Source organism: Nocardioides potassii (assembly GCF_021648885.1).
In the GTDB taxonomy this organism is placed as follows: Bacteria; Actinomycetota; Actinomycetes; order Propionibacteriales; family Nocardioidaceae; genus Nocardioides; species Nocardioides potassii.
The window spans coordinates 443,490-469,059 of sequence record NZ_JAKJHZ010000005.1 but is presented as its reverse complement, the minus strand read 5'-3'; the positions used below and the strand labels follow the sequence as shown (position 1 = coordinate 469,059).

The following is a 25,570-nucleotide window of genomic DNA, read 5'->3' as shown; positions in this document are numbered from 1 at the left end:
GGCGCGCGCCCCGATATGTTCGGCACATGACGTTCTCGATCGTGGCCCGGTCCGACGACGGCGAGTCGTGGGGCGTCGCCGTCGCCTCCAAGTTCCTGGCGGTGGGGTCCGCGGTGCCCGCCGCGGCAGCAGGGGTCGGCGCGATCGCCACCCAGGCCGACGCCAACATCGCCTACAAGTACCTCGGCCTGGCGCACCTCGATGACGGCGCCACGGCCCAGGTGGCCCTCGACCGGCTCGTTGAGGACGACGACGGCCGCGAGCACCGGCAGGCCGGGATCGTCGACTCGGACGGCAACGCGGCGACGTACACCGGCTCGGAGTGCTTCGCGTGGGCCGGCGGGACGACCGGGCGCAGCGGCGAGCGTGGCGGCTACGCGATCCAGGGCAACATCCTCACCGGACCCGAGGTGGTCGAGGCGATGGAGCTGGCGTGGCAGGGCGCACCGGACCTCTCCCTCGAACGACGCCTGCTCGCCGCCCTCGCGGCCGGCGACGCCGCCGGAGGCGACAGCCGGGGACGCCAGTCGGCCGCCGTCCTCGTCGTGCGCGACGGCGCGGGGTACGGCGGTCACGACGACGTCGCGGTCGACCTGCGCGTCGACGACCACGTCGACCCGGTCACCGAGCTCGCGCGCCTCGTCGACCTCAACGAGCTCTACCTGACCGCCTCCACCGACGAGGAGAAGGTGCCGGTCGACGACACCCTGATGATGGAGCTCGAGGCACTGGCGAAGGCCGACGGCAAGGACAGCTTCCACATGTGGGTCGGCTCGGAGAACTACGAGATGCGCGTCGGGCCAGGTGCCCGGCCGGACTGGATCGACCGCCGCATCCTGTCGATCATCCGAGGTGAGGACGTGTCATGAGCATCCTCGCGATCGACGCCGGGACCACCGGCGTCACCGCCGTCGTCGTCACCCCCGACGGCAGGATCCAGGCCACCGGCTACCAGGAGTTCCGCCAGCACTTCCCGCGGCCCGGCTGGGTCGAGCACTCCGCCGAGGAGATCTGGCAGGCGACGCTCGAGGCGACCCGCGAGGTGCTCACCAAGGTCGACCAGTCCGAGCTCACCGCCGTCGGCATCACCAACCAGCGCGAGACCATCGTGCTGTGGGACCGCGAGACGCTCGGCTCGCCGCGACGCGCGATCGTCTGGCAGGACCGGCGCACCGCCGACATCTGCGACCGGCTGCGCTCCGAGGGCCACGAGGACCGCGTCGCCGAGCTGACCGGCCTGCGGCTCGACCCTTACTTCTCCGGCACGAAGCTCATGTGGCTCGCCGAGAACGAGCCGCACACGTGGGCGCTGGTCGAGTCGGGCCGGTACGCCGTCGGCACCGTCGACTCCTACCTGATCGCCCGGATGACGCGCGGCACCTGGCACGTCACCGACGTCTCCAACGCCTGCCGCACCCTGCTCCTCGACCTCGAGTCGGGCGACTGGTCCGACGAGCTGTGCGGGCTCCTCGGCGTGCCGCGCGACGCCCTCCCCGAGCTGGTGCCCAACTGGGGGGAGGTCGCGCCCACCGACCCCAAGGTCTTCCTCGGCCTGTCGCTGCCGATCGCCGGCATCGCCGGCGACCAGCAGTCCGCGCTCTTCGGGCAGACCTGCTTCGACGAGGGCGAGTCCAAGTGCACCTACGGCACCGGCTCGTTCATCCTCACCAACACCGGCTCCTCGGTGGTCCGCAGCGACGCCGGACTGCTCTCCACCGCAGCATGGCGCTCCCCCAGCGGCGAGATGACGTACGCCCTCGAGGGCGCGATCTTCGTCACCGGGTCGGCCGTCCAGTGGCTGCGCGACGGCCTCCAGATCGTCGGCAGCGCCGCCGAGACGGCTGCAATCGCATCCACGGTCGAGGACACCGACGGCGTGGTGTTCGTGCCCGCGCTGACCGGCCTGGGCGCGCCCCACTGGGACCCCCACGCGCGCGGGATGATCATCGGGATCACCCGTGGCACCACCCGCGCGCACATCGTGCGCGCGACGCTCGAGGCGATCGCCTTCGAGGTGCGCGACGTGCTCGAGACGCTGCCGGGGCAAGGTCAGACGACGCTGCGCGTCGACGGTGGCGCGTCGGCCAACGACCTGCTGTGCCAGATGCAGGCCGACCACGTCGGCCGTGCGGTCGAGCGGCCCGAGATCGTCGAGACCACGGCCCTCGGCGCGGCGTTCCTCGCCGGTCTCGGCACCGGCGTGTGGTCCTCGACCGACGACCTGCGCGAGACGTGGGCGCTCGACCGGCGCTTCGAGCCCGGCGGTGACCGCGAGGCGCTCGACGCGTCGTACGCCCGCTGGTCGGACGCGGTCGAACGGTCGAAGGGCTGGGCGGGGCTGTAGGAGTCACCGCTCAAGCGGGGACTCCCTCACGGTCAGGGTGTTGCAACGCCCTGACCGCGCAAGACTTCCCCCACCTGCAGGCTCAGCCGTCGAGCCTCGCGCGCGCCTCCTTGGCCGCGTCGACCTCGGCCTGTGCCTCCTCGACGGCCTCCTGCGCCTCGGCCTCCACCGCCTCGGCCTCGCCGAGCTCGTCGTCGACCTCCTCGGCCTCCGCCTCCAGGGTCGCGATGCGGCTGCGCAGCTCGTCGAGCTCGGACTGCAGCTGCAGCGTCCGTGCCCTGAGCCGCTCCACGGCGCGACGGGCACCGCGCTGCTCCTTCTCCGCGACGCCGAGCGCGGCCTTCGCGTCGGCAAGCAGCTCGTCGGCGGCCTTGCGTGCCTTGAGGTCCGCGTCGGGATCCGGTACGACGGTGAGCTTCGGCCGCTGCGTCGGGTCGGGCTCGGCGACCGGCCGGGCGGTCGCGGTGAAGCCGAGGGCCTCGGGCACGGCGACTGCACCGCTCAGGTCGAGGTCGCCCAGCCCGGTCGCGGCGAGTGACGTGACCAGCAACCCGCTCCGCACGGCCCTCGCCGCATCGGGCTCGAGCATGGCCGCGGTGAGGGTCGCCTCGACCTGGTCACCGACGGACTCCGTGGTCTTCACGCCGTCCTGCCGCGCGAGCCGCCGGGCCTTGGTCGTCACGGACGCGGTGAGCTGGCGGCGCTGCTTGGTGAACTCGCGCAGCTGGGAGGCATCGAGGTTCTCCTGCGCCTCGCGGAGCGCGGCACCCACGGCGAGCACCTGGTCGACCTGGTCGGGGTCGCGGCGCACGAGCAGGTTGACCACCCAGGCCGCGACGGACGCCTTGCGCAGGCCCTTGATGCCGGCCGCGAGGGCCTTGTCGGCCTTGTGCTCCTTGGCGAGCGCGTCGCGTGCGGGAGTGAAGTCCGCGAGGGGCAGCGCGTAGAGGTCGTCGGCGATCTCCAGGAGCGGGTCGGCCATGGACCCAACCTAGGGGTTCGGCCTAGGGGGAAGGCGCAGCGGCGTACTCGAGCTCGGTCGGGTACGGCGGCCACGGGCACTCCTGGGTCGTCCCGCTGGGCCGCCAGCCGAGGGACTCGTACATCCGACGGGCCCGGTCGTTGTGCTCGAGCACCCACAGCCGCCGCGCGCCGGCGGCCTCTGCCCGGCGGAAGCCCTCCCGCCCCAGACCGGCGCTCCAGTGGTCGGGCCGTACGGCGAGGTGGCGCAGGGTCTCGCCGTCGTGGGCGGCGAGGGCGACCAGCTCGTCGCCCCCGTCGTCGTCGACGACCTCGACCACCACGGACGGGTCGTCGAGGAGCAGCACCCAGCGGGCGAGCACGTCGTCCTCCGGGTAGGGCAGCTCGCCGAAGACGTGGGCCAGGCCGACGAGGCTGGCGGCCCGCTCGAGGTCACGCAGCGCGACCGCGTCGTCGGACGTGGCGCGCCGCCAGGCGGCGCTCCCTGCCTCGATCACGGTCGACCCGCCTCGTCCCACGCCCGGTGCGCGGCCCGGGCACGCTCCCAAAGCGCCGTCCACTCCTCGGGGGTGACGTCGTCCACCGGCACCATGAGGTCGTCGACGAGCGCGCCGCGCCAGTCGTCGTACGACGTCAGGTCGCGCTGCTCGCGGCTGTCGGGTGTCATCGTCTGGTGGACGAGGCCGCGGACGCACCGCTGCACCCGGCCGTCGATGCGCTGGGCCACCACCACCCGCCGGAACGGCGACTCCGCGCCCGTGCCGAGCGCGTGGTGCGACGACGCGACGGCCTCGGGCGAGTGGTCGCGCGACGTCACGACGACGCCGCTGACCACTCCGCCCGGCAGGTGCCGGTAGGTCCAGGCGGCGGGGCCGGTCGGCCGTCCCGCGGCCTGCGCGCCGTAGCCGGCACCGATGCCGAACGTCCACCCGTCGAGGACGTGGTCCCCGCGCACCAGTGGCAGCGGCTCGGCGAAGCCCTCGCCCATCCCGGCGTCGGCCCACCAGTGACCGCCGGGGTTGTCGTCGGCGGGCAGTCCGGACACCACGAGCACGAGGTGGTTGAGCTCGGTGCCGAGCTGGTGCTCGGGTCGCGCCCACACGTGGCCGTGGCGCCGGCTGACGGAGAACCCGAGCGCCGTCAGCAGCCACTCGAGAGCGGTGTTCTGGTGGAAGCAGTAGCCGAGCCGACCGCCCGACAACACACGGTCGACCGAGCCGTCGACGGGGTCGGGCCGGCCGAGGTAGATCGACAGGTTGTCGTAGGGGATGCGCCCGACGTGGGCACGGTGCAGCTCGCGCAGGCCGCCGATCGTCACCGGTGGCCGGTGGGTCAGGCCGATGCGGGAGAGATAGGCGTCGAGCCGGGCGTCGGTGTGGGGTGCGGTCATGCCTCGGCTTGGTCGTCGAGGCCGTGCTCGATGGCCCAGCGGGTGAGCTGCACGCGGTTGTTCATCTGCAGCTTGCGCAGCGTGTTCTGCACGTGGTTCTGCACGGTGCGGTGCGAGAGGACCAGGCGCGCGGCGATCTGCTTGTAGCTCATGCCGGTCGCGACCATCTTGAGGATCTCGGTCTCGCGCTCGGTGAGCTGGTCGACCGGGCTGTCGGGCGGACCGTCCGCGATCCGGCGGAACTCGCCCAGCACCAGGCCGGCGAGACCCGGCGTGAAGACGGCCTCGCCCTCGGCGACGCGCACGACGGCGTCGATCAGCTCGGCGCTGGAGGCCGACTTCACGAGGTAGCCCGTGGCCCCGGCCTTGATCGCCTCGAGGACGTCGCCCTGCTCGCCACTGGCCGACAGGATCAGCACCTTGGCCGTCGGGTCGTGCTCGAGCATCATGCTCGTCACCTGGACGCCGGTGTCGTCGGGGAGCTGGAGGTCGAGCACGACCACCTGCGGAGCGGCAGCGGGGAAACGCGCGATGGCCTCGCGCCCGTTGGCGGCGACCGCCACCACCTGGTGGCCCGCCGCCTCGAGGTCGCGCTCGACCGCGTCACGCCACATCGGGTGGTCGTCGACCACCATCACCCTCACCATGTCGCCCCCCGGCTCCCTCGGTTGGAGGAATCGTAGCCACTCACGACGACGACGGCGGCTGGTAGCGACCGCGGCGGTGCACGAGCGGGTCGCTGTCGTCCCCCACCACCACCTCGCCGAGCGCGCAGGTGACCAGGCGCGACCACCCCACCTCGACGACGGACTCGACCTCCAGGGTCGCCCAGGTGGCCGCGTGCGCCAGGCGCGGGCCGTGGTCGGTCGCCGTCCACTCCGCCATCCGCCACGGCCCGCCCGGTGCCGGTGCCGTCCCGGCGAAGGCGTCCGCCAGACCGCGGTCGTCCCACGCGAGCAGCTGGAGCAGGCCGCGGCCGGTGTCCAGGAGCGCGTCGGTCAGGTCCGCGTCGGGGTCCAGCAGGGCCAGCACCCGTCCCGGGTCGCCGCCGGCGACCAGCCAGGACGACACCGTCAGGCCCGCCCGGTCGTCAGGCGCGCCCGCAGTCCAGAGCGAGACCGTCCCGCCGAGGCGCCCGCGCAGTCGTCGTACGGGATCACGGTCGCCCTCCGGCTCGAGGAACGGGTGCGTCGAGTGGATCGTCACCCGGTCACGCTAGCGGCACCACGATCTCCCACTCCGTGCCCCACTCGCCGCTCTCGACGGTCGCGGTCCCGCCGAGGTCCTCGATGCGGCCGCGGATGGACGACGCGACGCCGAGGCGGCCCTCCTCCTCGGCCTGCGACAGCCGGCCGGGGGCGATGCCCGGGCCGTCGTCGCGCACGGAGACGGTGATCGCGTCGGGAGCGGCCTGCGCGAGGATCCAGGCGCTGCCCCGGGGGCCGACGTGCGCGAGGACGTTGTCGAGGCACGCGCGTACGGCGGCCACCGTCTCGGTCGCGACGTGCTCGTCGACGAGGACCGTGCCGCCCGGGGTGGCCACCTCGGTGCGGACGGGATGGGCGGTGGCCATCGCCTCGAGGGCACCTGCGAGGTCGACCCTGCCGCCCGCGGCAGCGGGCACGGTGTCCTGCTGCCGGATGAGCGAGCGCAGGCTGCGTTCCTGCTCGCCGGCGAGCCGGCCGAGGTCGGCCCACTCCCCTCCCGCTGCGGCGCCGCGCCGCTGCGTCATCGCGAGCACCTGCAGCACACCGTCGTGCACGGCGCGGGCCAGCCGGGTGCGCTCCTCGGCGGCCGCGGCGGCATGCTCCGCGGCATCGCGCTCCCGAGCCATCCGCTGCAGCGACTCGCACAGGTAACCGACGATCGGGCCACCGATGAGGATCAGGAACACGTTGCCGTAGTTGCCCTGGTCGAGGTGGTTGCGCGGCACCACGTCGAAGAGCGCGATGAGCGACGACGCGACGAGGCCGCCCTTCCAGTGCCAGTGGATGGCCCAGGCGAAGAAGGCACCCATGACGTAGAAGCCCGGGATGGTCGCGTTGAAGTCGGGCGACTTCACCCACGGGGTGGCGGCCAGGGCGGCGAGCACGATCGCGAGGTCGGCGACCAGCAGGACCGGCGTACGCCGGACGCGGTCGCGGTAGAGCCAGATGGCCGCCCCGGTCCACGCCACCAGCGCGACCACGACCACCAGCCCGAGCGTCGGGTGCTCGAAGTTGTCGCGCCGGTAGGCGTTGAGGGCGACCATGTTGACGGTCACCACGACCCGGACGAGCGACAGGGCCGAGTACAGCCGGTCCTCGACCGCGAGCGCCGAGTCGGCACGCGGTGCGCGCCCGTCGACGTACGTGCTCAGGACGCCTTCTTCTCCGGCTGCTCCGCCGACTCCGCCGCGGCCTGCTCGGCGGCGGCCTGCCTGGCCTTCTCGCGAGCCAGCTCCTTGGCCTTGGTGGCGTAGAGGTCGACGTACTCCTGGCCGGAGAGCCGCATGATCTCGTACATGATCTCGTCGGTGATCGAACGCAGGATGTAGCGGTCGTTCTCCATGCCGGCGTAGCGGGAGAAGTCGAGCGGCTTGCCGAAGCGCACCACCGGCCGCGTCCACGTGCCGTAGACCTTGCCGGCCGGGGCCACCACGTCGGTGCCGACGACCGCGCACGGGATCACAGGAGCGCCGGACTCCAGGGCCAGGCGGGCCACGCCGGTCTTGCCGCGGTAGAGCCGGCCGTCGTGGGAGCGGGTGCCCTCCGGGTAGATGCCGAAGAGCTCGCCCTCTCCGAGGATCTTCATGGCCGACTTCATCGCGCCCTCGGCCGCGTTGGCGCCGGAGCGGTCGATCGGCACCTGGCCCGCGCCGGAGAAGAACTTCTTCTGGAACCAGCCCTTCACGCCCGGCGTCGTGAAGTACTCCGCCTTGGCCACGAAGGTGACGCGTCGGTTGAGCGTCAACGGCATGAAGAGCCAGTCGGCGTAGGACAGGTGGTTGCTCGCGAGGATCGCCGGCCCCTCCTCCGGCACGTGGTCCACGCCGTAGGCCTTCGGGCGGAACACCAGACGGAGGACCGGCCCGAGCGCGATCCACTTGAGGAACCAATAGAGCACGGACGGAGCCTATCCCTCGGTGGGGGCCGTGACCCGCTCGATGAACTCCGCGGACTCGGCGAAGATGCGGGGAGCGTCGTTGTCGAGGGTCGCGACGTGGTAGCTGTCCTCCAGCACCCGCTCCTCGAAGTCCTTCGAGGACAGACCGGCGTTGAGTGCCCGCGAGCTCGAGATGTCGACCACGTGGTCCTCGGCCGACCGGAAGAACAGCACCGGCACAGTGATCTTCGGCAGGTCCTTGCGGAGCTCGGCGTAGCCCTCGAACATCGACGCCGCCGCCCTGAGCGGGGTGGTCGGATAGCCGTGCTCGTCGGCGCCCGGCTTCTTGATGTCGTTGGCGATGCCGGGCATCCCCGGCACCAGCAGCTTGAGCACCGGGAGCAGCTTGACGTCCTTGCGCAGCGTGTCGACCGCCGGGTTGACGACGCAGATCCCCGCGAGCCCGTCGCCGTGGTCGGCCGCGAGCCGCAGGCAGAGGGCGCCGCCCATCGAGAGCCCGACCGCGACGACGGCGTCGTTCTCCGAGGCGAGCTTCTCGTACGCCGTCTCGACCGTGGCGACCCAGTCGGCCCACGTCACCTTGTTGAGGTCCTGCCACCGCGTGCCGTGGCCGGGAAGCAACGGCATCTCGACGGCGTACCCGCGGCTGGCGAGATCCTCGGCCCACGGCCGCATGGACACCGGGTTGCCCGTGAAGCCGTGCTGCACCAGCACGCCGATGCGGCGACCACCCGTGAGCTCGGGGCGGGCCGCCACCGACATGGGTGCGACGAGGGCCGGGTCGAGCGGAGCCGCCGGGGGTCCGAGGAAGGGGATCTTCACGCGCACAGTGTGCACCACGATCCCCGCTCCCCGGGTCGCACGCGAGCGGCGTATCGAGACCCACCACCCGAGGGTTACCGTTGCCGCGTGACGACGCCCGGCGACGAGAGCCGCACCGAGCTGGCGTGGCGGGAGATCGTGGAGAACTACGGCGACCGCCCGGTCCTCGACGACGACGTCCCGCGCGACCCGCCCGTGACGTCGTACGTCGTCGCGCCCGACGTGCCGGAGGCGCACCAGGACGAGGACGACGGCGACGAGGTCGCCCCCGTCGAGCGGTTCCGGCCGCCTCCGCCGCCGCCGTTCCCTGCGCCGCGCACCTGGCAGCGCGGCGTCGCCTGGTCGGGCATCTTCGTGGCGCCGGTCCTGGCGCTGGTCATCGGCCTCTTCTCCATCTACGTGACGCCGCTGGTCGGGTGGGCCCTGGTGGCGTGGTTCATCGGCGGGTTCGCCTACCTCGTCCTCGAGATGCCGAAGTCGCCCCGGGACCCGTGGGACGACGGCTCGCGCATCTGAGCCGCCGATCGCCCGCCAGCCAGCACGTCGGGGTGCCCTGACGCCCGTCCAGTCCACCTTGACGACGTAGGGTCCGGGCCGTGGGCGCGAGCGAGACCGTCGAGGTCACCGGACACCTGATGGACAGCGGGATCCTGTCGCGCATCCTCGACGACATCCGCGACTACGGCGGCGACTACTCGATCGACACCTTCGACGTCGGTCACGAGGCGCACGACCCCAGCAGCGCGCGGATCACGGTGCGCGCCGACGACGACACCTCGCTGCAGCGTCTCCTGATGCGCCTGCAGACCCGCGGGGTCAACCAGCTCGACCCGGGCGAGGCAGTGACCGCCGAGGCCGAGCTGGCGGGCGTGCTCCCCGACGGCTTCTACTCCACCACGAACCTCGACACCCGCGTCCGGGTCGACGGCCGGTGGTACGACGTCGAGAACCCCGAGATGGACTGCGGGCTCGTGCTCACCGACGACACAGACGGCACGACGCGTGTCCGGACGATCCCCATGGCAGACGTGGAGCCGGGGATGCGCATCGTGGTCGGCGCATCCGGGATCCGGGTGTCGATCCCCAGCGCGCCCGCCGGCGAGTCCTTCGCGCCCGCGGTGAGCGAGTCGTCGTACGAGAAGCCGCAGGCAGTCCTCGTCCGCCAGGTCGCCGACGGCATGCGCCAGGCCCGCGACGCGGGGAAGCGGCTGCTGTGGGTCGCCGGTCCCGGGGTCGTGCACACCGGTGCGGTGCCGGCGTTCGTGGCCCTCGTGCGTGCGGGGTTCGTGGACACCCTCTTCTCGGGCAACGCACTGGCCACCCACGACATCGAGCTGAGCCTGTACGGCACCAGCCTGGGGCTCGACCTGGGATTGGCCCAGGGCGTCGAGCACGGCCACGAGCACCACGTCAGGGCGCTCAACACGATCCGCCGGTCGGGCTCCATCGCGCGGGCCGTGGAGGACGGCGTCGTGACCAGCGGGATCATGCACGCGCTGGTGACCGAGCAGAAGCGCTTCGTCCTCGTCGGCTCGGTGGGCGACGACGGCCCGCTCCCCGACGTCCACACCGACGTGCTGGAGGGCCAGCGGGCGATGCGTGCCGAGGTGGCCGACGTGGGCTACTGCCTGATGATGGCGACCCAGCTGCACTCGGTCGCCACCGGCAACATCCTCCCCGCGAGCGTGCCGCTGGTGTGCGTGGACATCAACCCCAGCACCGTGACCAAGATCGCGGACCGCGGCTCGGCCCAGGGCCGCGGGATCGTCACCGACGTGGGCCTCTTCCTCGAGCAGCTCGCCCTCGAGCTGGTCCCGGACTACGGCGGCGCCTGACTCAGCGGACCATCAGCGCTGCGCCGATCATCCCCGCCTGTGGGCCCAGCGTGGCCGCGACGAGCTCGGGCACCCGGCGGTGCGCTGCCCCGACGAGCGTACGGCGCAGTGCTGCACGCGCCGGGTCGAGGAGCCTGTCGCCCGCTGCCGACACCCCGCCCCCGACGACCACGAGCTCCGGGTCGAGGGCCGCGACGAGGTTGGCGGTGCCGACACCCAGCCAGTCGCCGACCGCGGCGAACGCCTGGCGTGCGACGAGATCACCTTGCTCGGCCGCAGCGGTGACCATCGGACCCGTCACCCGCTCGGGCCGCCCCCCGCTCGCCTCGGCCAGCACCGACGGCTGCTCGACCATCATCGCGCGGGCGTTGCGGACCAGTGCGTTGCCCGACGAGTACTGCTCCCAGCACCCGCTCCTCCCGCACTCGCACGCCTGGCCGCCCGGGACGACCTGCATGTGGCCGAACTCCCCGGCCATGCCGTTCGCGCCGCGCAGCACCCGGTCGCCGAGCAGGAGCGCCCCGCCGATCCCCGTGCCCATCGTGATCATCAGGGCAGACCCGGCTCCTCGCGCTGCGCCGTGGTGCGCCTCGGCGCGCGCCGCGCAGTTCGCGTCGTTGTCGAGCAGCACGGGGCAACCCAGACGCTGCTCCAGCAGGTCACGGAGCGGCTCGCCCTGCCACGGCAGGTGCGGCGCGAACATCACCCGCTCCCCCGCCGGGTCGACGAACCCGGCCGCTGCCACGCCCACACCGGCGAGCGGGCGGCCCGCCGCAGCCTCGAGGACGGCCTCGGCCAGCGCGTCCTCGGCCTGACGGGTGACGCCACGCCGCCCCGGCGTCGTGCGGAGTGCGGTGGCGGACACCGTGCCGTCGTCATCGACGACGCCTGCGAGCACCTTGGTGCCCCCGATGTCGACCCCGACGACGACCAATCCGTCCATCCGCGCATCCTTGCGCATGCGTGAACGTGCGAGCTGCATGGACCGCCCGGACCACCCGTCTAGTCACTTCGGGCCATCTTCGCCGCCGACCGGTTAAGAGTGCCGGGAATGGAGCGACAGCCACGACCGTGACTCGTACCTTGGCAGGCGAACTGTTTCGGGGTTAGGGGATCTCATGCGCTGGCGCACCAGCAAGAAGACACGCGACGAACGTGGCGTGTCCGCGGTGGAGTTCGCGCTCACGCTGATCCCGTTGCTCATGGTCATCGCCGGCATCGTCAACTTCGGCCTCGTCTTCGCCCAGCAGCTGTCGCTCGACAACGCCATCCGCGCAGGCGCCCGCGCCGGGGTCGTCCAGACCGGCAACGTCCCGGCGACCGTGGCCACGAACCAGTGGAACTCCACGGTCATCGCGAAGTCACAGACGTCCGGCTTCGGCGTGACGTACGGCGGCGTCGGCTCGACGTGCAAGGGCAGCACGTTCGGCGCGAGCATGATCGTCCAAGGCACGGTGACGACCAAGTTCCTCATCCCCTGGCCGCTTCCGAAGTCCCTTCTCCCGAAGCAGGTCACACTGTCCAGCAAGGCGGAGTTCCAGTGCGAGTACCAGTGATCCCCGTACGGGCAGCGAGGCCCCGGGACGACCGCGGCGCCACAGCGGTCCTCGTCGGCATCCTCTCCGTCTTCCTCATCGGCCTGTCCGCCTTCACCGTCGACCTCGGCGCGGCCTACGTCAGCAACCGCAACCTGCAGAAGGCGGCCGACGCCGGAGCCCTCGCGGCCGCGCAGTCCCTGACCAAGGTGCCCGGCACCTGCAACGCGGTGCTGTCGAACTCCGTCGAGGTGGGCAAGGCGCACGCGCTGGCCATCAGCGTGGCGAAGAAGAACTATCCGAGCAGCACCTGGGCCGAGGACGGCACGTGGAAGGTCGCCTGCGACCCCAAGCTCAAGGTCGTCACCGTCCAGTTCGGCAACAAGGGCACGACCGACGCCGGCTTCGCAGGGGTGTTCGGCGGCGCGAAGAAGGTCACCACGTCCCGCACGGCGGAGGCCACCATCGACGTGGCACCCGGCGCCGGCGAGAGCGTCCGCCCCCTGGCCCTGTGCTCGGCAGCCATCGGCAACAGCGTTCCGGGTCAGTTCGTGCAGATCTTCTACCCGCTCAACGGCACCAAGTCGCCGCCCCAGTGCCCCAAGCCGAAGAGCGCCGGCAACTGGTGGACCCTCGACTGCCCCGAGGAGCGCGGCGGCGCGACCACGACCCTCGAGGCCCAGATCAAGGACGGTTGCAAGAACCGCGTCACCGTGATCCCCGGCCAGGCGGACGTCAACACGCCGGGCGCCCTGACCGTGGTGCTCGAAGCCGCCTGCCCCACGGCGCCCCAGGGGTCCGAGACGTGCATGAGCGGCGACCCCGGCAGCCTCGACGCGGGTCACATCGCCGACTCGTGGAAGTACCTCGTCGATCAGCAGAAGGTCAGCATCTTCCCCGTCTTCTGCGTGACTCCGCAGTGCAGTGACGACACCACGTCGGGCAGCGGCACGAACACCGTCTTCCCGGTCTACAAGCTGCTCGGCGCGGTCGTGTGCGGCTACCACTTCAGCAACCAGGAGAAGTACCACTCCTCCACCGGCGAGTGCGCGGGCAACCCCTACCTCGCCGGCAGCGACACCAACGGCAACAACGAGAACAACTACATCGTGCTGAAGTACGTCTCGGTGCGCACGAGCGGGTCGAACGCCGAGTCGGAGTGCGCGCTGGGCGCCACGTGCGACGGCGGCCTGCGCCGCACCCGCCTGACGCAGTGACCTGACGCCCCCGCGTCACCGGGCGTCGGGTTTCTCCGGCCGGGCGTCGTCTGCCGGAACGTCCTCGACGTCCTCCCCTGCCCGCGTGGGTACGGGCGTGCCGAGGAGCACGCTGGCAGCCTGGACCAGCGAGGAGAACGCCGACGCGAGGTGGGTGGTCACCTCGGGGTCGATCTGTCGCACGGCGCGAGCCGTGCGGCAGAGCGGACACACCGTGCACTCGGCCGCCCCGGTGGCGAGGTGCTCGTCGAGGCCGTGGACCGCCGACGCCGCCTGATCAGCGAGGTCGGACAGCCCGTGCCCCGCCTCAGCCGCGTGCTCCCGGGCCCAGCCCGACAGCGCACCGACCAGCTTGGCGGCCTCCTCGGCAAGTGGGCCGACGTCCCGGGCCTCGGTCACAGCGACTCGACGCGCTTCTTGAGCCCCTTGAGCGCGGTGTCGATGAGGATCTTCTCGCCCTTGCGCTTCAGCATGCCGATCAGCGGGATGCTGACGTCGAGGGCGAGGCGGTAGGTCACCTCGGTCGTACCGTCACCGCGGTCCACGAGCGTGTAGGCGCCGTCGAGCATCTTCAGCATGTTGCCCTCGACCAGGGTCCACGTGACCTCGCGGTCCCCGTCCCAGTCGTAGGCGAGGGTGTAGTCGTCCTTGATGGGCGAGACGTCGAGCGCGAAGTAGACCTGCTCGGCGCGGTCGCCGGTGCCCGGCGCGACGATCTCCGCCTTCTGCACGCCCTTGGCCCACGAGGGATAGGACTCGAAGTCGGCGATGACGGCCATCACGTCGGCCGGTGGGGCGTCGATCGTGATCGACGAGGAGGTCTGTTCGGCCATGGCGTGAACCTATCGCGCGCCCCGCTTGCGCCGAAACGCCTCCCGGGCCGCCGCATCCGCACTACCCTCGGACGCGCCAGCCCCTCCCAGGAAGACGCCACCGTGAGCCCGAACCACACCACCGGTCGAGTCGACACCGGCCGCCTCGTCGCCGTCACGTTGTTCACGTTCTTCCTCGTCCTGAACGCCGCGCACCTGGCGCAGGAGGACCCGTTGTCCTCCCCGCTCAAGACCGTCGCGACGACCTTGACGATGGTGTTCTACCTCCTCCTCGTCTGGGCGTACCTGCGTCGCGTCCCGTCCGACCGCACCGACCTGCGGTGGTCGTCGTGGTTGGTCGCGTTCGCCGGCACGGCTGCCCCCTTCGCGATCCCGCTGGTGTCCGACGGCCTGGCCACCGGCACGGCGCGCGAGTCCGTCTCGGCGGCCGTCCTGGCCCTCGGTCTCGCCGCGATGCTCTGGGCGCTCGGCGCGCTCGGCACCAACATCAGCGTCGTGCCGCAGGCCCGCGAGGTCGTCACCCACGGTCCCTACGCCAAGGTCCGCCACCCCCTCTATGCCGCCGAGCTGCTCAACGTCGTCGGCCTCTGCCTCGCCCACTCCGGAGCCTGGCCGTGGGTGGTCCTCGTCGCGCTCGGCGTGTTCCAGGTGATGCGTGCCCGGCGGGAGGAGGCACTGCTGGCCGCCGAGCTGCCCGGCTATGTGGAGTACCAGAGCCGCACCCCTATGCTCGTGCCGGCACTCGGCCGCAGCTAGGAGGTCCCCCGTGCGTGAGTACGCCGCACCACTCTCGACCACCATCCCCACCGCGGGGAACCTCACCGACGACGTCGTCGCCAACGCACGCGACGCCGGCGGGGCGGCCGTCTTCAGCCGACGCACCTCCGACGGGTGGGTCGACGTCACCGCCGAGCAGTTCCACGACGAGGTACGTGCAGTGGCCAAGGGCCTGGTCGCGGCCGGCGTCGAGGTCGGCGACCGGGTCGCCATCTTGTCCAAGACCCGCTACGAGTGGACGCTGCTCGACTACGCGACCTGGTTCGCCGGCGCCGTCTCGGTGCCGATCTACGAGACCTCCTCCGCCGAGCAGATCGGGTGGATCCTCCAGGACTCCGGCGCCCGCGCAGTCGTCGCCGAAGGCCCCGACCACCTCGCCCGGGTACGTGAGGCGCGCCAGTCCGGCGACCTGGCCGAGCTCCAGCACGTGTGGTCGATCGAGGACAACGCCGTCGACGTCCTCGGCCGTCTCGGCTCCGACATCACCGACGAGCTGCTCGAGCAGCGCCGTACGAGCGCCTCCCCGGGCGACCTCGCCACGCTGATCTACACCAGCGGCACCACCGGCAAGCCCAAGGGCTGCATGCTCACCCACGGCAACTTCATGTTCGAGCTCGGGGTCGCGGTCGACGAGCTGGGCGACCTCTTCGACACCGAGGACGCCTCGACCCTGCTGTTCCTCCCGCTCGCGCACGTGTTCGCACGGATCATCCAGGTCGGGTGCGTGAAGAGTCGCGCCCGGATGGGCCACAGCGCCGACATCAAGAACCTCGTGGCAGACCTCGGCGAGTTCCGGCCGACCTTCATCCTCGCCGTGCCTCGCGTGTTCGAGAAGGTGTTCAACACCGCCTCGCAGCGTGCCGCCGCCGACGGCCGCGGCAGGATCTTCGACCGCGCGGCAGACGTCGCCATCGCGTGGTCCCGCGCCCAGGACGGCAAGAAGGTGCCCGTACGGCTGCGCGCCCAGCACGCGCTCTTCGACCGGCTCGTCTACGGCAGGCTGCGCCAGGCGCTCGGTGGGAGCTGCGCCTACGCCATCTCCGGCGGGGCCCCGCTCGGCGAGCGGCTGGGGCACTTCTACCGCGGTGTCGGACTGACGGTACTCGAGGGATACGGCCTGACCGAGACCACGGCGGCACTGTCCGCCAACCTCCCCGGCGCCACGCGCATCGGCACGGTCGGCCGGCCCCTCCCGGGCACGGCCGCGCGGGTCGCCGACGACGGCGAGCTGCTGTTCCGCGGTGGTCAGGTGTTCGCCGGCTACTGGGGCAACGACGCAGCGACCGCCGAGGCCCTGGACCGCGACGGGTGGTTCCACACCGGCGACGTGGGCGAGGTCGACGACGAGGGCTTCGTCCGGATCACCGGACGCAAGAAGGAGATCCTCGTGACGGCCGGCGGCAAGAACGTCGCCCCGGCCGTGCTCGAGGACCGACTGCGCGCCCACCCCCTGGTCGACCAGTGCCTGGTGGTCGGTGACGGACAGCCCTTCATCGGCGCACTGGTGACCATCGACCGCGAGACCTATCCCGCGTGGGCGACGGAGCACGGCAAGTCCGCCGACGTGGGCGAGGTGCTGGACGACCCCGACCTCGTTGCGGCGATCCAGGAGGCCGTCGACGACGCCAACAAGGCGGTCTCGAAGGCAGAGGCGATCCGCAAGTTCACGATCCTCAGGGACGAGTGGACCGAGGAGGGCGGCCACCTCACGCCCAGCCTCAAGCTCAAGCGCAACGTCGTGGTGCGTGAGGCGCGCCGCGAGATCGAGGCGATCTACCTCGGCTGATGCCCGGCCACCGGCTCTTCGAGAGATCTTCGGTCGTTCTCCGGTCATCCTGCCGCTCCCGAGCCGCGGGCTAGTCGATGACTAGGTCTGACTAGTCACTTCGGGCCACTCCGGCACCGCTTTCGGGTGGTTTGCCAGGTTTAGCCCACAAGCAGTCAAACGCGGCCCCTACATTCGATCCGCTGGGAGGGCACCGGGGCTCGACTTCACGCAGAGTCCCTGGATCCGCCTACGCGACCGAATCCCCCCGTGGGGGGACCACATGACCCGCGAAGGACTGCACCATGGCTCGCCGTTCTGTTCTCCTCCTCGTCGCCGCCCTCATCGCACTGGCCGGGACGGCCATGATCGTGCTGTACGTCCAGGGCATCGACGCCCGAGCCACCAAGGACCAGGAGCTGGTCGAGGTGCTCGTCGCCACCGAGACGATCGACATCGGCGAGTCCGTCTCCGATGCCCAGGATGCCGGGAAGATCGAGAAGTCCGAGGTCCGTCGCGCCGACCTGGTCGACGGCAGCCTCTCCTCGACCACCTCGATCGCCGACGACGTGGCGGTCGGGACCATCTACCCCGGCGAGCAGCTCATCGCCAAGAAGTTCGGCACCCTCGGTGACACGCAGAGCCTGGTGATCCCCGACGACATGATGGCGATGTCGGTCGAGCTCACCGACTTCGAGCGGGTGGCCGGCTTCGTGAATCCGGGCAACGAGGTGGCGGTGTTCACCACCACGCTCAACGCGGTGCAGATCCAGCCTGACGGCAAGGAGAAGAAGCTCGGCACCTACACGCGCATCGTCCTGTCGCGCAACCTGGTGCTCGGCGTCGGGACCACGAGCGTCACCTCGCGGACCACCCAGGACGAGGACGGCGGCTCGTCCACCGAGGAGGTCGCCAAGACCATCCTCACGATCGCGGTGACGCAGGACCAGGCCGAGAAGCTCATCCAGGCCGATCGCACCGGCGAGCTCAACTTCGCCCTCCTCACCGACGACAGCAAGACCGCCGACGAGCCGGGTGCCTTCCTCAGCGACGTCTACCCCGAGCTGTTCCGGGGCGTCGCACCGTGACCGCCGTCCTCGAGCCGGACGCCGCGCAGCGCGGCATCCTCCAGGCGATGCTGCACGGGTCCAAGGCCTTTGCGGACCTCGAGGGCCTCGACGAGCACGTCCGCACGGAGACCAACGAGTTCGCGGTCGTCATCGGACCGTCCGTCCCGAGCGAGGCTGCCGCCGAGCTCGCCCAGTGGGCTCGCGTGCACCGACCCGACCTGGGCGTCATCCTGCTCCGCCACGACGTCGACAGCGCAGCGCTGTCGCTGGCACTGCGGAGCGGCATGCGGGAGGTGGTCGCCGCCCGTGACCTGGCCGGCATCACCACGGCCGTCCAGCGCGCCCGCTCCGTGGCCAACGCCATCGGCCAGACGCTGATGGACGAGGCGCAGGCAGCGGCCGAGTCCGCTCGTGCGCAGGCAGAGGCCGACGCCGCGGCTGCGGCGGCGGCAGCGCAGGCCAAGGCGGAGGCGCCGCGCGGGCGGATCATCACGGTCTTCTCCACCAAGGGCGGAGTGGGCAAGAGCCTGGTCGCGACCAACCTCGGCGTCTCGCTGGCGGCTTCCGGCAGGTCGGTGTGCCTGGTGGACCTCGACGTCAACAGCGGGGACGTCGCGATCATGCTGCAGCTGACACCGCACCGCACGATCAACGACCTGGTGGGGTTCAACGGGGTGATAGACGCCGAGGGCATCTCGTCGATCCTCACCCGTCACTCCGACAACCTGTCCGTCGTCGCTGCCCCGGTCCGGATCGACTCCCCCGACCAGGCGTCGCAGGACGACGTCGCCAAGCTGCTCGAGGCCCTGAAGCGCATGGTCGACTTCGTGGTCGTCGACACCTCCGGCACGTTCGACGACCTCGCTCTCTGCGCGCTCGACCGATCCGACGGCATCGTCCTCGTCGGGACCCTCGACATCCCCTCGCTCAAGGCGCTCAAGCTCGCCACCAGCACCCTCGAGGTGCTCAACTTCCCGAAGTCGACGTGGCGCTTCGTCCTGAACCGCGCCGACGGGAAGGTGGGCCTCACCGTCGAGGAGTTCGAGAAGACGCTGGGCCTCAAGGCCGACGCGTCCCTCGTGTCGAGCCGCGAGGTGCTCGCCGCGGTCAACCGGGGCGAGGCGCTGGTGACCGCCTACCCCAACCACCCCAACTCCAAGGCCCTCGTCTCCTTCGCGAGGAGCACGGCCGACTCGATCGGCGGGGAGACGCCCGCCGCCGAGCAGAACCCATCCAGTCGGAAGTCCAGCGGCTCCCGGCTGCGCCTGAGGAGGGCATGACGTGAGCCTCACCGACCGCTTGGCCGCCGCACGTGGCCGCACGACCGACGCCGACAACGGCGCCCCGGCGACCGCCGGGGCATCGACCACGCCTGCCGTCCAGGGCAGCGTCGCGAACATCGAGACCAAGAAGCGGGCCAGCTCCAAGGCCGACCCCTTCCAGGACCTCAAGCGCACGGTGCACCAGCGACTGGTCGAGGCGCTCGGCCCCAAGCTGTACGACGCCCACATGACGCAGTCGGAGCTCGAGCAGCAGGTCCGGCTCGCGCTCCAGACCGCCATCGCGGACACCGACACCCCGATGTCCTCGGCCGACCGCACCCGCATCTCGCAGGAGATCGCCGACGACATCCTCGGGTACGGGCCCATCGAGCCGCTGCTGCGCGACCCCAACCTCTCCGAGGTCATGGTCAACGCGTTCGACTCCATCTACGTGGAGAAGAGCGGCAAGCTGGTCAAGACCGGCACGTCGTTCACCGACGAGGCCCACCTCCGCCGCACGATCGACAAGATCGTCAGCAAGATCGGTCGACGCGTCGACGAGACCAGCCCCATGGTCGACGCCCGCCTCCCCGACGGCAGCCGCGTCAACGCGATCATCCCGCCGCTCGCGCTCGACGGCTCCAAGCTCACCATCCGCAAGTTCTCCGAGGACCCCTACACGGTCGAGGACCTGATCAACTTCGGGACGCTGACGCGCCCGGCGGCCAACCTCCTCGAGGGCTGCGTCCGCGGTCGCCTCAACATCCTGGTGTCCGGTGGTACCGGTGCCGGCAAGACGACGACGCTCAACGTGCTGTCGTCGTTCATCCCGGACGACGAGCGCATCGTCACCATCGAGGACGCAGCCGAGCTCCGGCTCGGGCAGGACCACGTGCTCCGCCTCGAGTCGCGCCCGCCCAACATCGAGGGCAAGGGCGCGGTCACCATCCGCGACCTCGTGAAGAACTCCCTGCGCATGCGCCCCGACCGCGTGGTGGTCGGTGAGATCCGTGACGCGGCCGCCCTCGACATGCTCCAGGCGATGAACACCGGTCACGACGGCTCGATCTCGACGCTGCACGCCAACACGCCGCGCGACGCCCTCTCGCGTCTCGAGACGATGGTGCTGATGGCCGGCATGGACCTGCCCGTCCGCGCCATCCGCGAGCAGGTCGCCAGCGCGGTCGACCTGATCATCCAGCAGACCCGACTCAAGGACGGCACCCGCCGGATCACCGCCATCACGGAGATCGTCGGCATGGAGGGTGACATCATCACCACCCAGGACGTCTTCATGTTCGACTACGCCGCCGGCGTGGGCGAGGACGGCAAGTTCAAGGGCGGCTTGATCTCCATGGGCCTGCGCCCCCGCTTCCTCGAGCACCTCGCAGACCACGGCGTCCACGTCGACCCCGCGATCTTCGCCACCGGAGGAAGTCTGCGATGAGCCGTCGCCACGCCCCTCGCGCCAGGCTCGCCGCGGCCATCCTCGCCAGCGGGCTGGTCGTGCTCGGCGGTGCCGCGCCGAGCCACGCCGAGGACGAGGTGAACATCGACCACCTCGAGTCGGAGGACGGGGTCGTCTCGCTCGTCCTCGCAGTGGACGGCATCCCCGGCGGGGAGACCGTGGACCCGGCGTCCGTCCAGGTCGAGGTCGACGGCCGGGCCGTCGACTCGAGCGCCAAGGTCATCTCCGCGGGAGACGTGGAGCGCACCACCGTGCTGGTGCTCGACGCGAGCAACAGCATGCTCCAGGGCGGCAAGTTCGACGCGGCCAAGGAGGCCGTCGACACGTTCCTCGAGACCGCTCCTGCGGACGTCCGCATCGGCCTGGTGACCTTCGCGGGCGACCTCGGTGCGGTCATCGATCCCACCACCGACCACGAGTCCGTCCGGGCGGCTCTCGAGGGCATCAAGCTCCGAAAGGGCACGTCGGTCTACGACGGCATCGCCGAGGGCCTCGACCTGGTCGGCTCCCAGGGCTCCCGTTCCCTCCTCGTCCTGTCGGACGGCGGCGACACCAACAGCGCGACCACCCTCGACGTCGTCACCACCGACGCCACGGACGAGGGAGTGGTCGTCGACGTCGTCTCGCTGGCCAACGAGAAGAACGCGGCCACGATGGCCGACCTCGCAGACACCACCGGCGGCCAGGTGATCCCCGCGGAGCAGGACGCGCTCGACGCGGTCTTCTCGGCCCAGGCCGACGCGCTCGCCCAGCAGCTCCTCGTCACGTTCGACCGTCCCGAGGACGCGGCCAGCGAGGTCAACCTCGGTGTCACCGTGGACGCCGGGGGCGACTCCTTCACCGACTCCGCCTTCGTGTCGGTCGGCGCGGGCGAGTCCCGGCCGGACATCGTGACGTCGGGCAAGTCGTTGGTCGGTACTCCCGGGATGCTCGCCGGCGCCCTCGCACTCGCCCTCGGCCTCGCGGGCGTCCTCGCCGTCGTCCTCGGCGGTCCGAACAAGACATCGGCCGACAGGCGCCTCGAGGCGTACTTCGGCGACAAGGGTGCCGACGGCAAGGGGAAGCCGAGCAGCAGCGCCGACCTCAGGGGCTCTGCCGTCGCACTGACCGACAAGGTCGTGTCCGCCGACCTCGAGACGCGTGTCTCGCAACGCCTCGCGGGCGCCGGATCCGCGCTGACGGCCGCCGAGTGGCTGCTGCTCCACGCCGGCATCGCGATCGGCACTGCGGTGCTCGCATTTGTCTTCAAGGGCCCGGGCTTCGCCGTGTTCGGGCTGATCGTCGGCTTGATCGGCCCCTGGGTGTACCTCAAGTTCCGGCACTCGCGCCGGCTCAGCAAGTTCAACGGTCAGCTCGCCGAGACCCTCGGACTGATGGCCGGTGGCCTGCAGGCGGGCCTGTCGCTCCCCCAGGCGGTCGACAGCGTCGTCAGGGAGGGCAACGAGCCCATGGCCGGCGAGCTGAAACGAGCCCTCATCGAGCAGCGCCTCGGCGTCGACATCACCGACGCGCTCGACGGTGTGGGCGCGCGCATGGACAGCGAGGACTTCGACTGGATCGTCATGGCGATCCGCATCCAGCGTGAGGTCGGAGGCAACCTGGCAGAGATCCTGCACACCGTGTCCGACACCCTGCGTGAGCGGGAGTACCTGCGGCGCCAGGTCAAGGCGCTGAGCGCCGAGGGCCGGCTCTCCGGATACATCCTGGTGGGACTTCCGCCGCTGATCGGGGGGTACATGATGCTGGTCAACCCGGACTACATCGGAGTCCTCTTCACCACCCTGCCCGGAATGATCCTGCTCGGCGTGGCCGGAGGCCTGCTGGCGATCGGGTCGTTCGCCATGATGAAGCTCGCGAAGGTCGAGGTGTGACGATGAGCGAGACGATGATGCTCCTGGGCGCAGGACTCCTGTGCGTGTCGATGGTGATGGCGCTGACGGTGATCGGCGTCATCACGTCCGAGCGACGTGGCGTCGCCCGCTCCGTCGCGGCGATCCAGGCGCTCGACTCCGCGCCGAGCGTGCTCAAGCAGGAGGTCGAGCGACCCTTCGCCGAGCGCGTCATCGCGCCACTCGGCGAGCGCATGGTGGGCCTGGGTCGCAAGCTCGTGCGAGCCGACACGGCGCGCAAGATCCAGTACCGCCTCAACATCGCAGGCAACCCGCCCGCGTGGGACGTCAACCGCATCCTGGGCCTCAAGGTCCTCGGCGGCGGCATCTTCACCGTCCTGGGCTTCCTCTACCTCCTCGGGCAGCACTGGCCGCTCTACAAGCTGGTGCTCGCGACCGTCGCGGCGGGCCTGTTCGGCTACGTCCTGCCCAACATCCTGCTCTACAACGCCGGCCAGAAGCGCGAGCTGCTGATGCGCAACGCACTGCCCGACGCCATGGACCTCCTCACGATCTCGGTCGAGGCCGGGCTGGGCTTCGACGCTGCGGTCAGCCGGGTGGCGAAGAACGGCGACGGGCCGCTCAACCAGGAGTTCGCCCGACTCCTCCAGGAGATGCAGCTCGGTCGCGGTCGCACCGAGGCGATGCGAGCCATGGCGGAGCGCACGTCGCTCGCGGACCTCAAGTCCTTCTGCCTCGCGATGGTCCAGGCCGACAGCCTCGGCATCCCCATCGCGCGCGTGCTGCGCATCCAGTCCAAGGAGATGCGCACGAAGCGACGCCAGCGCGCGGAGGAGAAGGCGCAGCAGGTGCCGATCCGGATGATGATCCCCCTCGTGCTCTTCATCCTCCCGTGCCTGTTCATCGTGATCCTGGGCCCCGCCGGCATCCAGATCGCGGACACCTTCGCCAACATGTGATGACCCCATGACACCGCCCTCCACCCAGGACGCCGGCGTCTCACGTCCGGCGCTCCAGTCGTGGCGGACGACGACCGCCGTACGGGTGTTCGCGCTCGCGCTCGCCACCGGCACCGTCCTCAGCCGGGGTGACCTCGTGACGTCGGCACCCATGCTGGTCGTCCTCTGCCTCGTCGCCGCGGTCAGCTCGCTGTTCGAGTGGATGACGCGCAACCGGCCGACGCACTGGCACGCGGTCGGCGAGGCAGTTGCCGTCACCATGTTGCTCATCTCCACCAGCACCACCCCTGAGCTGGGCGCCTACCTCGCGGTCGCGCCGATCGCTGCCGGCGTGCGCCACGGCCTCGTGACGGCTCTCAACGTCACGCTCGTCTCCGGACTGACGGCGGCCGTCGCGGCCAGTCCGCAGGACGACGCCCTCGTCCAGCTGGGGGGCGCCCTGCCCTGGCTGGTGATCGGGCTCGGGGTCGGGCTGCTCGCCGGCTGGCAGTCACGCTCGACCCGTGACCTGGCCGCGCGGCAGGCGCCGTACGCCGCTGCCCACCACCTCATGGCGCGCATCCACCACCTGGCCAGCTCGGGCAGCCTCGGTCTCAACAGCGCCTCGCTCGCGATGGAGCTCGACGCCGCGATGCGTGCCGCCACCGGCGGCGCTCGGTCGACCATCTTCGTCGTCGAGCCCGACCACACCCTGCGCCCGCTCAACGGCGGCGACGACGTCGACCGGATGCGCCAGGAGATCGAGCTCCCCGATCCCGAGCGCACACCCGGTGCCGCCGTCGTACCGCTGCGCGGGGTGCAGCAGGTCCTCGGCTACTGCGTCGTCGTCGGGGTCCCACGATGGACCCCGGAGCTCGACGAACGAGCGCAGCACGTCGCCGACGAGTTCGCCGTACGACTCGACACCGCGGTCCTGTTCGACGAAGTGCGCTCGCTCGCCACCTCCGAGGAGCGCAACCGCATCGCCCGGGAGATGCACGACGGTGTGGCCCAGGAGATCGTCGGTCTCGGCTACATCGTCGACGAGATCGAGTCGATCAGCGACCAGCAGCAGACCCGCGAGCTGGCGTCGGCGCTCCGGGCGGAGATCACCCGGCTCGTGTCCGAGATCCGATTCTCGATCTTCGACCTGCGCCACGAGGTCTCGGACGGGCGCCTGTCGAGCTCGCTGGCCGACTACGCACGCGAGGTGGGCCATGCGACCGGGCTGCGGGTGCACCTCTCCCTGGCGGAGTCCGGGCCACCGCTCCCCTCACGTACGGCCACCGAGGTGCTCCGCGTCGCCCAGGAAGCCATCGGCAACGTCCGCAAGCACTCGAGGGCCACCAACATGTGGGTGGTGCTCGACTCCGACGGCGCACGGCTCAGCCTGGAGGTCAGCGACGACGGGATCGGCAACGCCGAGCCCCGCGAGCACCACTGGGGGCTCCAGACCATGCGCGAGCGAGCCAGGACCGTCGGCGCCGACCTCGACATCACCACCCGACCCGACGGCGGAACCGTCGTCAGCCTGCGGTCACCCGTGACCGCACCCCACGAAGGAGAGACTGCCCATGGGCACCACCGTGCTACTGGTTGACGACCACGAGCTCATCCGGCAGGGGCTCGCCCGTGCCTTCGAGCGAGACGACGAGATGACCGTGGTCGGTCAGGCCGGCACCCTCGCGGAGGGCGTCGCCGCGTGGGAGACCCTGCAGCCCGACGTCGTCGTCACCGATCTCCAGCTGCCCGACGGACACGGCCTCGACGTCGTGCGTGCCATCCGGGCCACCGACGACAGCACCGGCGTCGTGGTGCTGACCATGCATGCCGGGGACGACCACATCTTCGCCGCGATGGAGGCGGGCGCCTCGGCGTTCGTCGGCAAGGACACGCGTGCCTCGGAGGTCGTCAGCGCGGCCAAGCACGCGGCCGTGGCACCTCGGACCTTCCTGTGCGCCGGTCTCAGCCAGGCGGTGATGCGGCGCGCGACGTCTCCGGCTCCCCCCAAGCTCTCCGGCCGTGAGGCTGAGGTGCTCACCCTGCTCGCGGACGGTCTGGGCACCGGCGAGATCGCGTCGTCGCTCTACATGAGCGAGTCGACCGCCAAGACCCACATCACCCACATCTACCAGAAGCTCGGGGCCGCGAACCGCGCCCAGGCACTCGTGACCGCGATGCGCCTGGGCATGCTCGACCACGCCGCACCCCAGCGCTTCTGACCCATCGACCACCCCGGCCCACGCCGGACGCTCCCGATGCCCAGCCGGGCCGACCGACCCGGCTGGGCATGGGCGTACCCGGGTCGTCCTCGCGGTGCCGCGCGCATGGGCCGAGCGGCGCGAGCGAGCCCCGCGCGGGTGGGAAAGAGATAGTCA

General features: G+C 71.1%; 26 protein-coding genes. 15 read left to right on the top strand and 11 right to left on the bottom strand.

The window, feature by feature from the left end:
- The first annotated feature begins 26 nt into the window (after positions 1-26).
- Together L2K70_RS06745 and glpK are read left to right on the top strand one after the other, a co-directional pair.
- On the top strand, positions 27-869 hold the full coding sequence (locus tag L2K70_RS06745) for a DUF1028 domain-containing protein (RefSeq protein ID WP_236400626.1): 843 nt from the start codon (positions 27-29) through the stop codon (positions 867-869).
- On the top strand, positions 866-2,344 hold the full coding sequence (glpK, locus tag L2K70_RS06740; protein ID WP_236400624.1) for a glycerol kinase GlpK: 1,479 nt from the start codon (positions 866-868) through the stop codon (positions 2,342-2,344). The genes L2K70_RS06745 and glpK overlap by 4 nt, the downstream gene beginning before the upstream one ends.
- Before the next feature lie 82 nt (positions 2,345-2,426).
- Here glpK and L2K70_RS06735 read toward each other — a convergent pair whose 3' ends face one another.
- Genes L2K70_RS06735 through L2K70_RS06700 form a run of 8 tightly spaced genes read right to left on the bottom strand, consistent with a single transcriptional unit; the run spans position 2,427 to position 8,642 of the window.
- Positions 2,427-3,326 carry a hypothetical protein gene (locus L2K70_RS06735; protein ID WP_236400622.1) on the bottom strand — a complete coding sequence of 300 codons (900 nt, stop codon included), beginning with the start codon at positions 3,324-3,326 and terminating at the stop codon, positions 2,427-2,429.
- A gap of 22 nt (positions 3,327-3,348) precedes the next feature.
- Positions 3,349-3,822: a GNAT family N-acetyltransferase gene (locus L2K70_RS06730; RefSeq protein ID WP_236400620.1), complete on the bottom strand. Its 474-nt coding sequence runs from the start codon at positions 3,820-3,822 to the stop codon at positions 3,349-3,351.
- Entirely contained in the window at positions 3,819-4,715 is an 897-nt protein-coding gene (locus L2K70_RS06725; RefSeq protein WP_236400618.1) for an arylamine N-acetyltransferase family protein, read from the bottom strand. Before L2K70_RS06725 ends, L2K70_RS06730 begins: the two co-directional genes overlap by 4 nt.
- Positions 4,712-5,350 (bottom strand): response regulator, encoded by a 639-nt coding sequence (locus tag L2K70_RS06720; protein ID WP_236400616.1) that lies wholly within the window; start codon positions 5,348-5,350, stop codon positions 4,712-4,714. The genes L2K70_RS06725 and L2K70_RS06720 overlap by 4 nt, the downstream gene beginning before the upstream one ends.
- Positions 5,351-5,402: 52 nt before the next feature.
- Positions 5,403-5,921 (bottom strand): flavin reductase family protein, encoded by a 519-nt coding sequence (locus tag L2K70_RS06715; protein ID WP_236400614.1) that lies wholly within the window; start codon positions 5,919-5,921, stop codon positions 5,403-5,405.
- Between the two features lie 4 nt (positions 5,922-5,925).
- Entirely contained in the window at positions 5,926-7,074 is a 1,149-nt protein-coding gene (gene macS / locus L2K70_RS06710; protein WP_268930292.1) for a MacS family sensor histidine kinase, read from the bottom strand.
- Complete coding sequence (locus L2K70_RS06705; RefSeq protein ID WP_236400611.1) at positions 7,071-7,820, bottom strand: lysophospholipid acyltransferase family protein; 750 nt, start codon at positions 7,818-7,820, stop codon at positions 7,071-7,073. The genes macS and L2K70_RS06705 overlap by 4 nt, the downstream gene beginning before the upstream one ends.
- A 9-nt stretch (positions 7,821-7,829) precedes the next feature.
- A complete protein-coding gene (locus L2K70_RS06700) occupies positions 7,830-8,642 on the bottom strand; it encodes an alpha/beta hydrolase (protein ID WP_236400609.1) in 813 nt (270 codons plus the stop codon).
- 87 nt (positions 8,643-8,729) lie between these two features.
- Between L2K70_RS06700 and L2K70_RS06695 the strand changes: the two genes are divergently transcribed.
- Positions 8,730-9,158 (top strand): hypothetical protein, encoded by a 429-nt coding sequence (locus L2K70_RS06695; RefSeq protein ID WP_236400606.1) that lies wholly within the window; start codon positions 8,730-8,732, stop codon positions 9,156-9,158.
- Positions 9,159-9,238: 80 nt separating this feature from the next.
- On the top strand, positions 9,239-10,477 hold the full coding sequence (locus tag L2K70_RS06690; RefSeq protein ID WP_236400605.1) for an ornithine cyclodeaminase, nickel-pincer nucleotide-dependent: 1,239 nt from the start codon (positions 9,239-9,241) through the stop codon (positions 10,475-10,477).
- A 1-nt stretch (position 10,478) separates the two neighbouring features.
- Here L2K70_RS06690 and L2K70_RS06685 read toward each other — a convergent pair whose 3' ends face one another.
- Positions 10,479-11,420 carry an ROK family protein gene (locus L2K70_RS06685; protein WP_236400604.1) on the bottom strand — a complete coding sequence of 314 codons (942 nt, stop codon included), beginning with the start codon at positions 11,418-11,420 and terminating at the stop codon, positions 10,479-10,481.
- Positions 11,421-11,595: 175 nt separating this feature from the next.
- Between L2K70_RS06685 and L2K70_RS06680 the strand changes: the two genes are divergently transcribed.
- A complete protein-coding gene (locus L2K70_RS06680) occupies positions 11,596-12,033 on the top strand; it encodes a TadE/TadG family type IV pilus assembly protein (protein WP_236400603.1) in 438 nt (145 codons plus the stop codon).
- Positions 12,030-13,229, top strand: a complete 1,200-nt coding sequence (locus tag L2K70_RS06675) for a pilus assembly protein TadG-related protein (RefSeq protein WP_236400601.1) — start codon at positions 12,030-12,032, stop codon at positions 13,227-13,229. The genes L2K70_RS06680 and L2K70_RS06675 overlap by 4 nt, the downstream gene beginning before the upstream one ends.
- Positions 13,230-13,244: 15 nt before the next feature.
- Here the strand turns inward: L2K70_RS06675 and L2K70_RS06670 are convergent, their stop codons facing one another.
- Complete coding sequence (locus L2K70_RS06670; RefSeq protein WP_236400599.1) at positions 13,245-13,628, bottom strand: hypothetical protein; 384 nt, start codon at positions 13,626-13,628, stop codon at positions 13,245-13,247.
- Complete coding sequence (locus L2K70_RS06665; protein WP_236400597.1) at positions 13,625-14,062, bottom strand: SRPBCC family protein; 438 nt, start codon at positions 14,060-14,062, stop codon at positions 13,625-13,627. The genes L2K70_RS06670 and L2K70_RS06665 overlap by 4 nt, the downstream gene beginning before the upstream one ends.
- A 102-nt stretch (positions 14,063-14,164) precedes the next feature.
- On the opposite strand from L2K70_RS06665, the gene L2K70_RS21590 reads away from it, so the two are divergent.
- The 9 genes from L2K70_RS21590 (at position 14,165) to L2K70_RS06620 (ending at position 25,414) form a co-directional block, all read left to right on the top strand.
- Complete coding sequence (locus tag L2K70_RS21590) at positions 14,165-14,818, top strand: methyltransferase family protein (RefSeq protein WP_236400596.1); 654 nt, start codon at positions 14,165-14,167, stop codon at positions 14,816-14,818.
- A 10-nt stretch (positions 14,819-14,828) separates the two neighbouring features.
- The gene (locus L2K70_RS06655) at positions 14,829-16,625 is read left to right on the top strand and encodes an AMP-dependent synthetase/ligase (protein ID WP_236400593.1); all 1,797 of its coding nucleotides are present in this window, start codon (positions 14,829-14,831) and stop codon (positions 16,623-16,625) included.
- Between the two features lie 284 nt (positions 16,626-16,909).
- On the top strand, positions 16,910-17,692 hold the full coding sequence (cpaB, locus tag L2K70_RS06650) for a Flp pilus assembly protein CpaB (protein WP_236400591.1): 783 nt from the start codon (positions 16,910-16,912) through the stop codon (positions 17,690-17,692).
- Positions 17,689-18,954, top strand: coding sequence for a CpaE/TadZ family protein (locus L2K70_RS06645; protein ID WP_236400589.1), 1,266 nt, complete (start codon positions 17,689-17,691; stop codon positions 18,952-18,954). Before cpaB ends, L2K70_RS06645 begins: the two co-directional genes overlap by 4 nt.
- Position 18,955: 1 nt before the next feature.
- Entirely contained in the window at positions 18,956-20,383 is a 1,428-nt protein-coding gene (locus L2K70_RS06640) for a TadA family conjugal transfer-associated ATPase (protein WP_236400587.1), read from the top strand.
- Positions 20,380-22,275, top strand: coding sequence for a type II secretion system F family protein (locus L2K70_RS06635; protein WP_236400585.1), 1,896 nt, complete (start codon positions 20,380-20,382; stop codon positions 22,273-22,275). Before L2K70_RS06640 ends, L2K70_RS06635 begins: the two co-directional genes overlap by 4 nt.
- Before the next feature lie 2 nt (positions 22,276-22,277).
- Entirely contained in the window at positions 22,278-23,213 is a 936-nt protein-coding gene (locus tag L2K70_RS06630) for a type II secretion system F family protein (RefSeq protein WP_236400583.1), read from the top strand.
- 7 nt (positions 23,214-23,220) lie between these two features.
- A complete protein-coding gene (locus L2K70_RS06625) occupies positions 23,221-24,792 on the top strand; it encodes a sensor histidine kinase (RefSeq protein ID WP_236400581.1) in 1,572 nt (523 codons plus the stop codon).
- Positions 24,767-25,414 carry a response regulator transcription factor gene (locus L2K70_RS06620; RefSeq protein ID WP_236400579.1) on the top strand — a complete coding sequence of 216 codons (648 nt, stop codon included), beginning with the start codon at positions 24,767-24,769 and terminating at the stop codon, positions 25,412-25,414. Before L2K70_RS06625 ends, L2K70_RS06620 begins: the two co-directional genes overlap by 26 nt.
- Positions 25,415-25,570: the final 156 nt, after the last annotated feature.

Bases quoted from the DNA above. Each gene is read 5' to 3' on its own strand.
- L2K70_RS06735 (WP_236400622.1), bottom strand. From the start codon at position 3,326: ATGGCCGACCCGCTCCTGGAGATCGCCGACGACCTCTACGCGCTGCCC.
- L2K70_RS06680 (WP_236400603.1), top strand. From the start codon at position 11,596: ATGCGCTGGCGCACCAGCAAGAAGACACGCGACGAACGTGGCGTGTCC.
- L2K70_RS06725 (WP_236400618.1), bottom strand. From the start codon at position 4,715: ATGACCGCACCCCACACCGACGCCCGGCTCGACGCCTATCTCTCCCGC.
- L2K70_RS06720 (WP_236400616.1), bottom strand. From the start codon at position 5,350: ATGGTGGTCGACGACCACCCGATGTGGCGTGACGCGGTCGAGCGCGAC.
- L2K70_RS06625 (WP_236400581.1), top strand. From the start codon at position 23,221: ATGACACCGCCCTCCACCCAGGACGCCGGCGTCTCACGTCCGGCGCTC.
- glpK (WP_236400624.1), top strand. From the start codon at position 866: ATGAGCATCCTCGCGATCGACGCCGGGACCACCGGCGTCACCGCCGTC.
- L2K70_RS06665 (WP_236400597.1), bottom strand. From the start codon at position 14,062: ATGGCCGAACAGACCTCCTCGTCGATCACGATCGACGCCCCACCGGCC.
- L2K70_RS06635 (WP_236400585.1), top strand. From the start codon at position 20,380: ATGAGCCGTCGCCACGCCCCTCGCGCCAGGCTCGCCGCGGCCATCCTC.
- L2K70_RS06745 (WP_236400626.1), top strand. From the start codon at position 27: ATGACGTTCTCGATCGTGGCCCGGTCCGACGACGGCGAGTCGTGGGGC.
- L2K70_RS06685 (WP_236400604.1), bottom strand. From the start codon at position 11,420: ATGGACGGATTGGTCGTCGTCGGGGTCGACATCGGGGGCACCAAGGTG.
- L2K70_RS06620 (WP_236400579.1), top strand. From the start codon at position 24,767: ATGGGCACCACCGTGCTACTGGTTGACGACCACGAGCTCATCCGGCAG.
- cpaB (WP_236400591.1), top strand. From the start codon at position 16,910: ATGGCTCGCCGTTCTGTTCTCCTCCTCGTCGCCGCCCTCATCGCACTG.
- L2K70_RS06630 (WP_236400583.1), top strand. From the start codon at position 22,278: ATGAGCGAGACGATGATGCTCCTGGGCGCAGGACTCCTGTGCGTGTCG.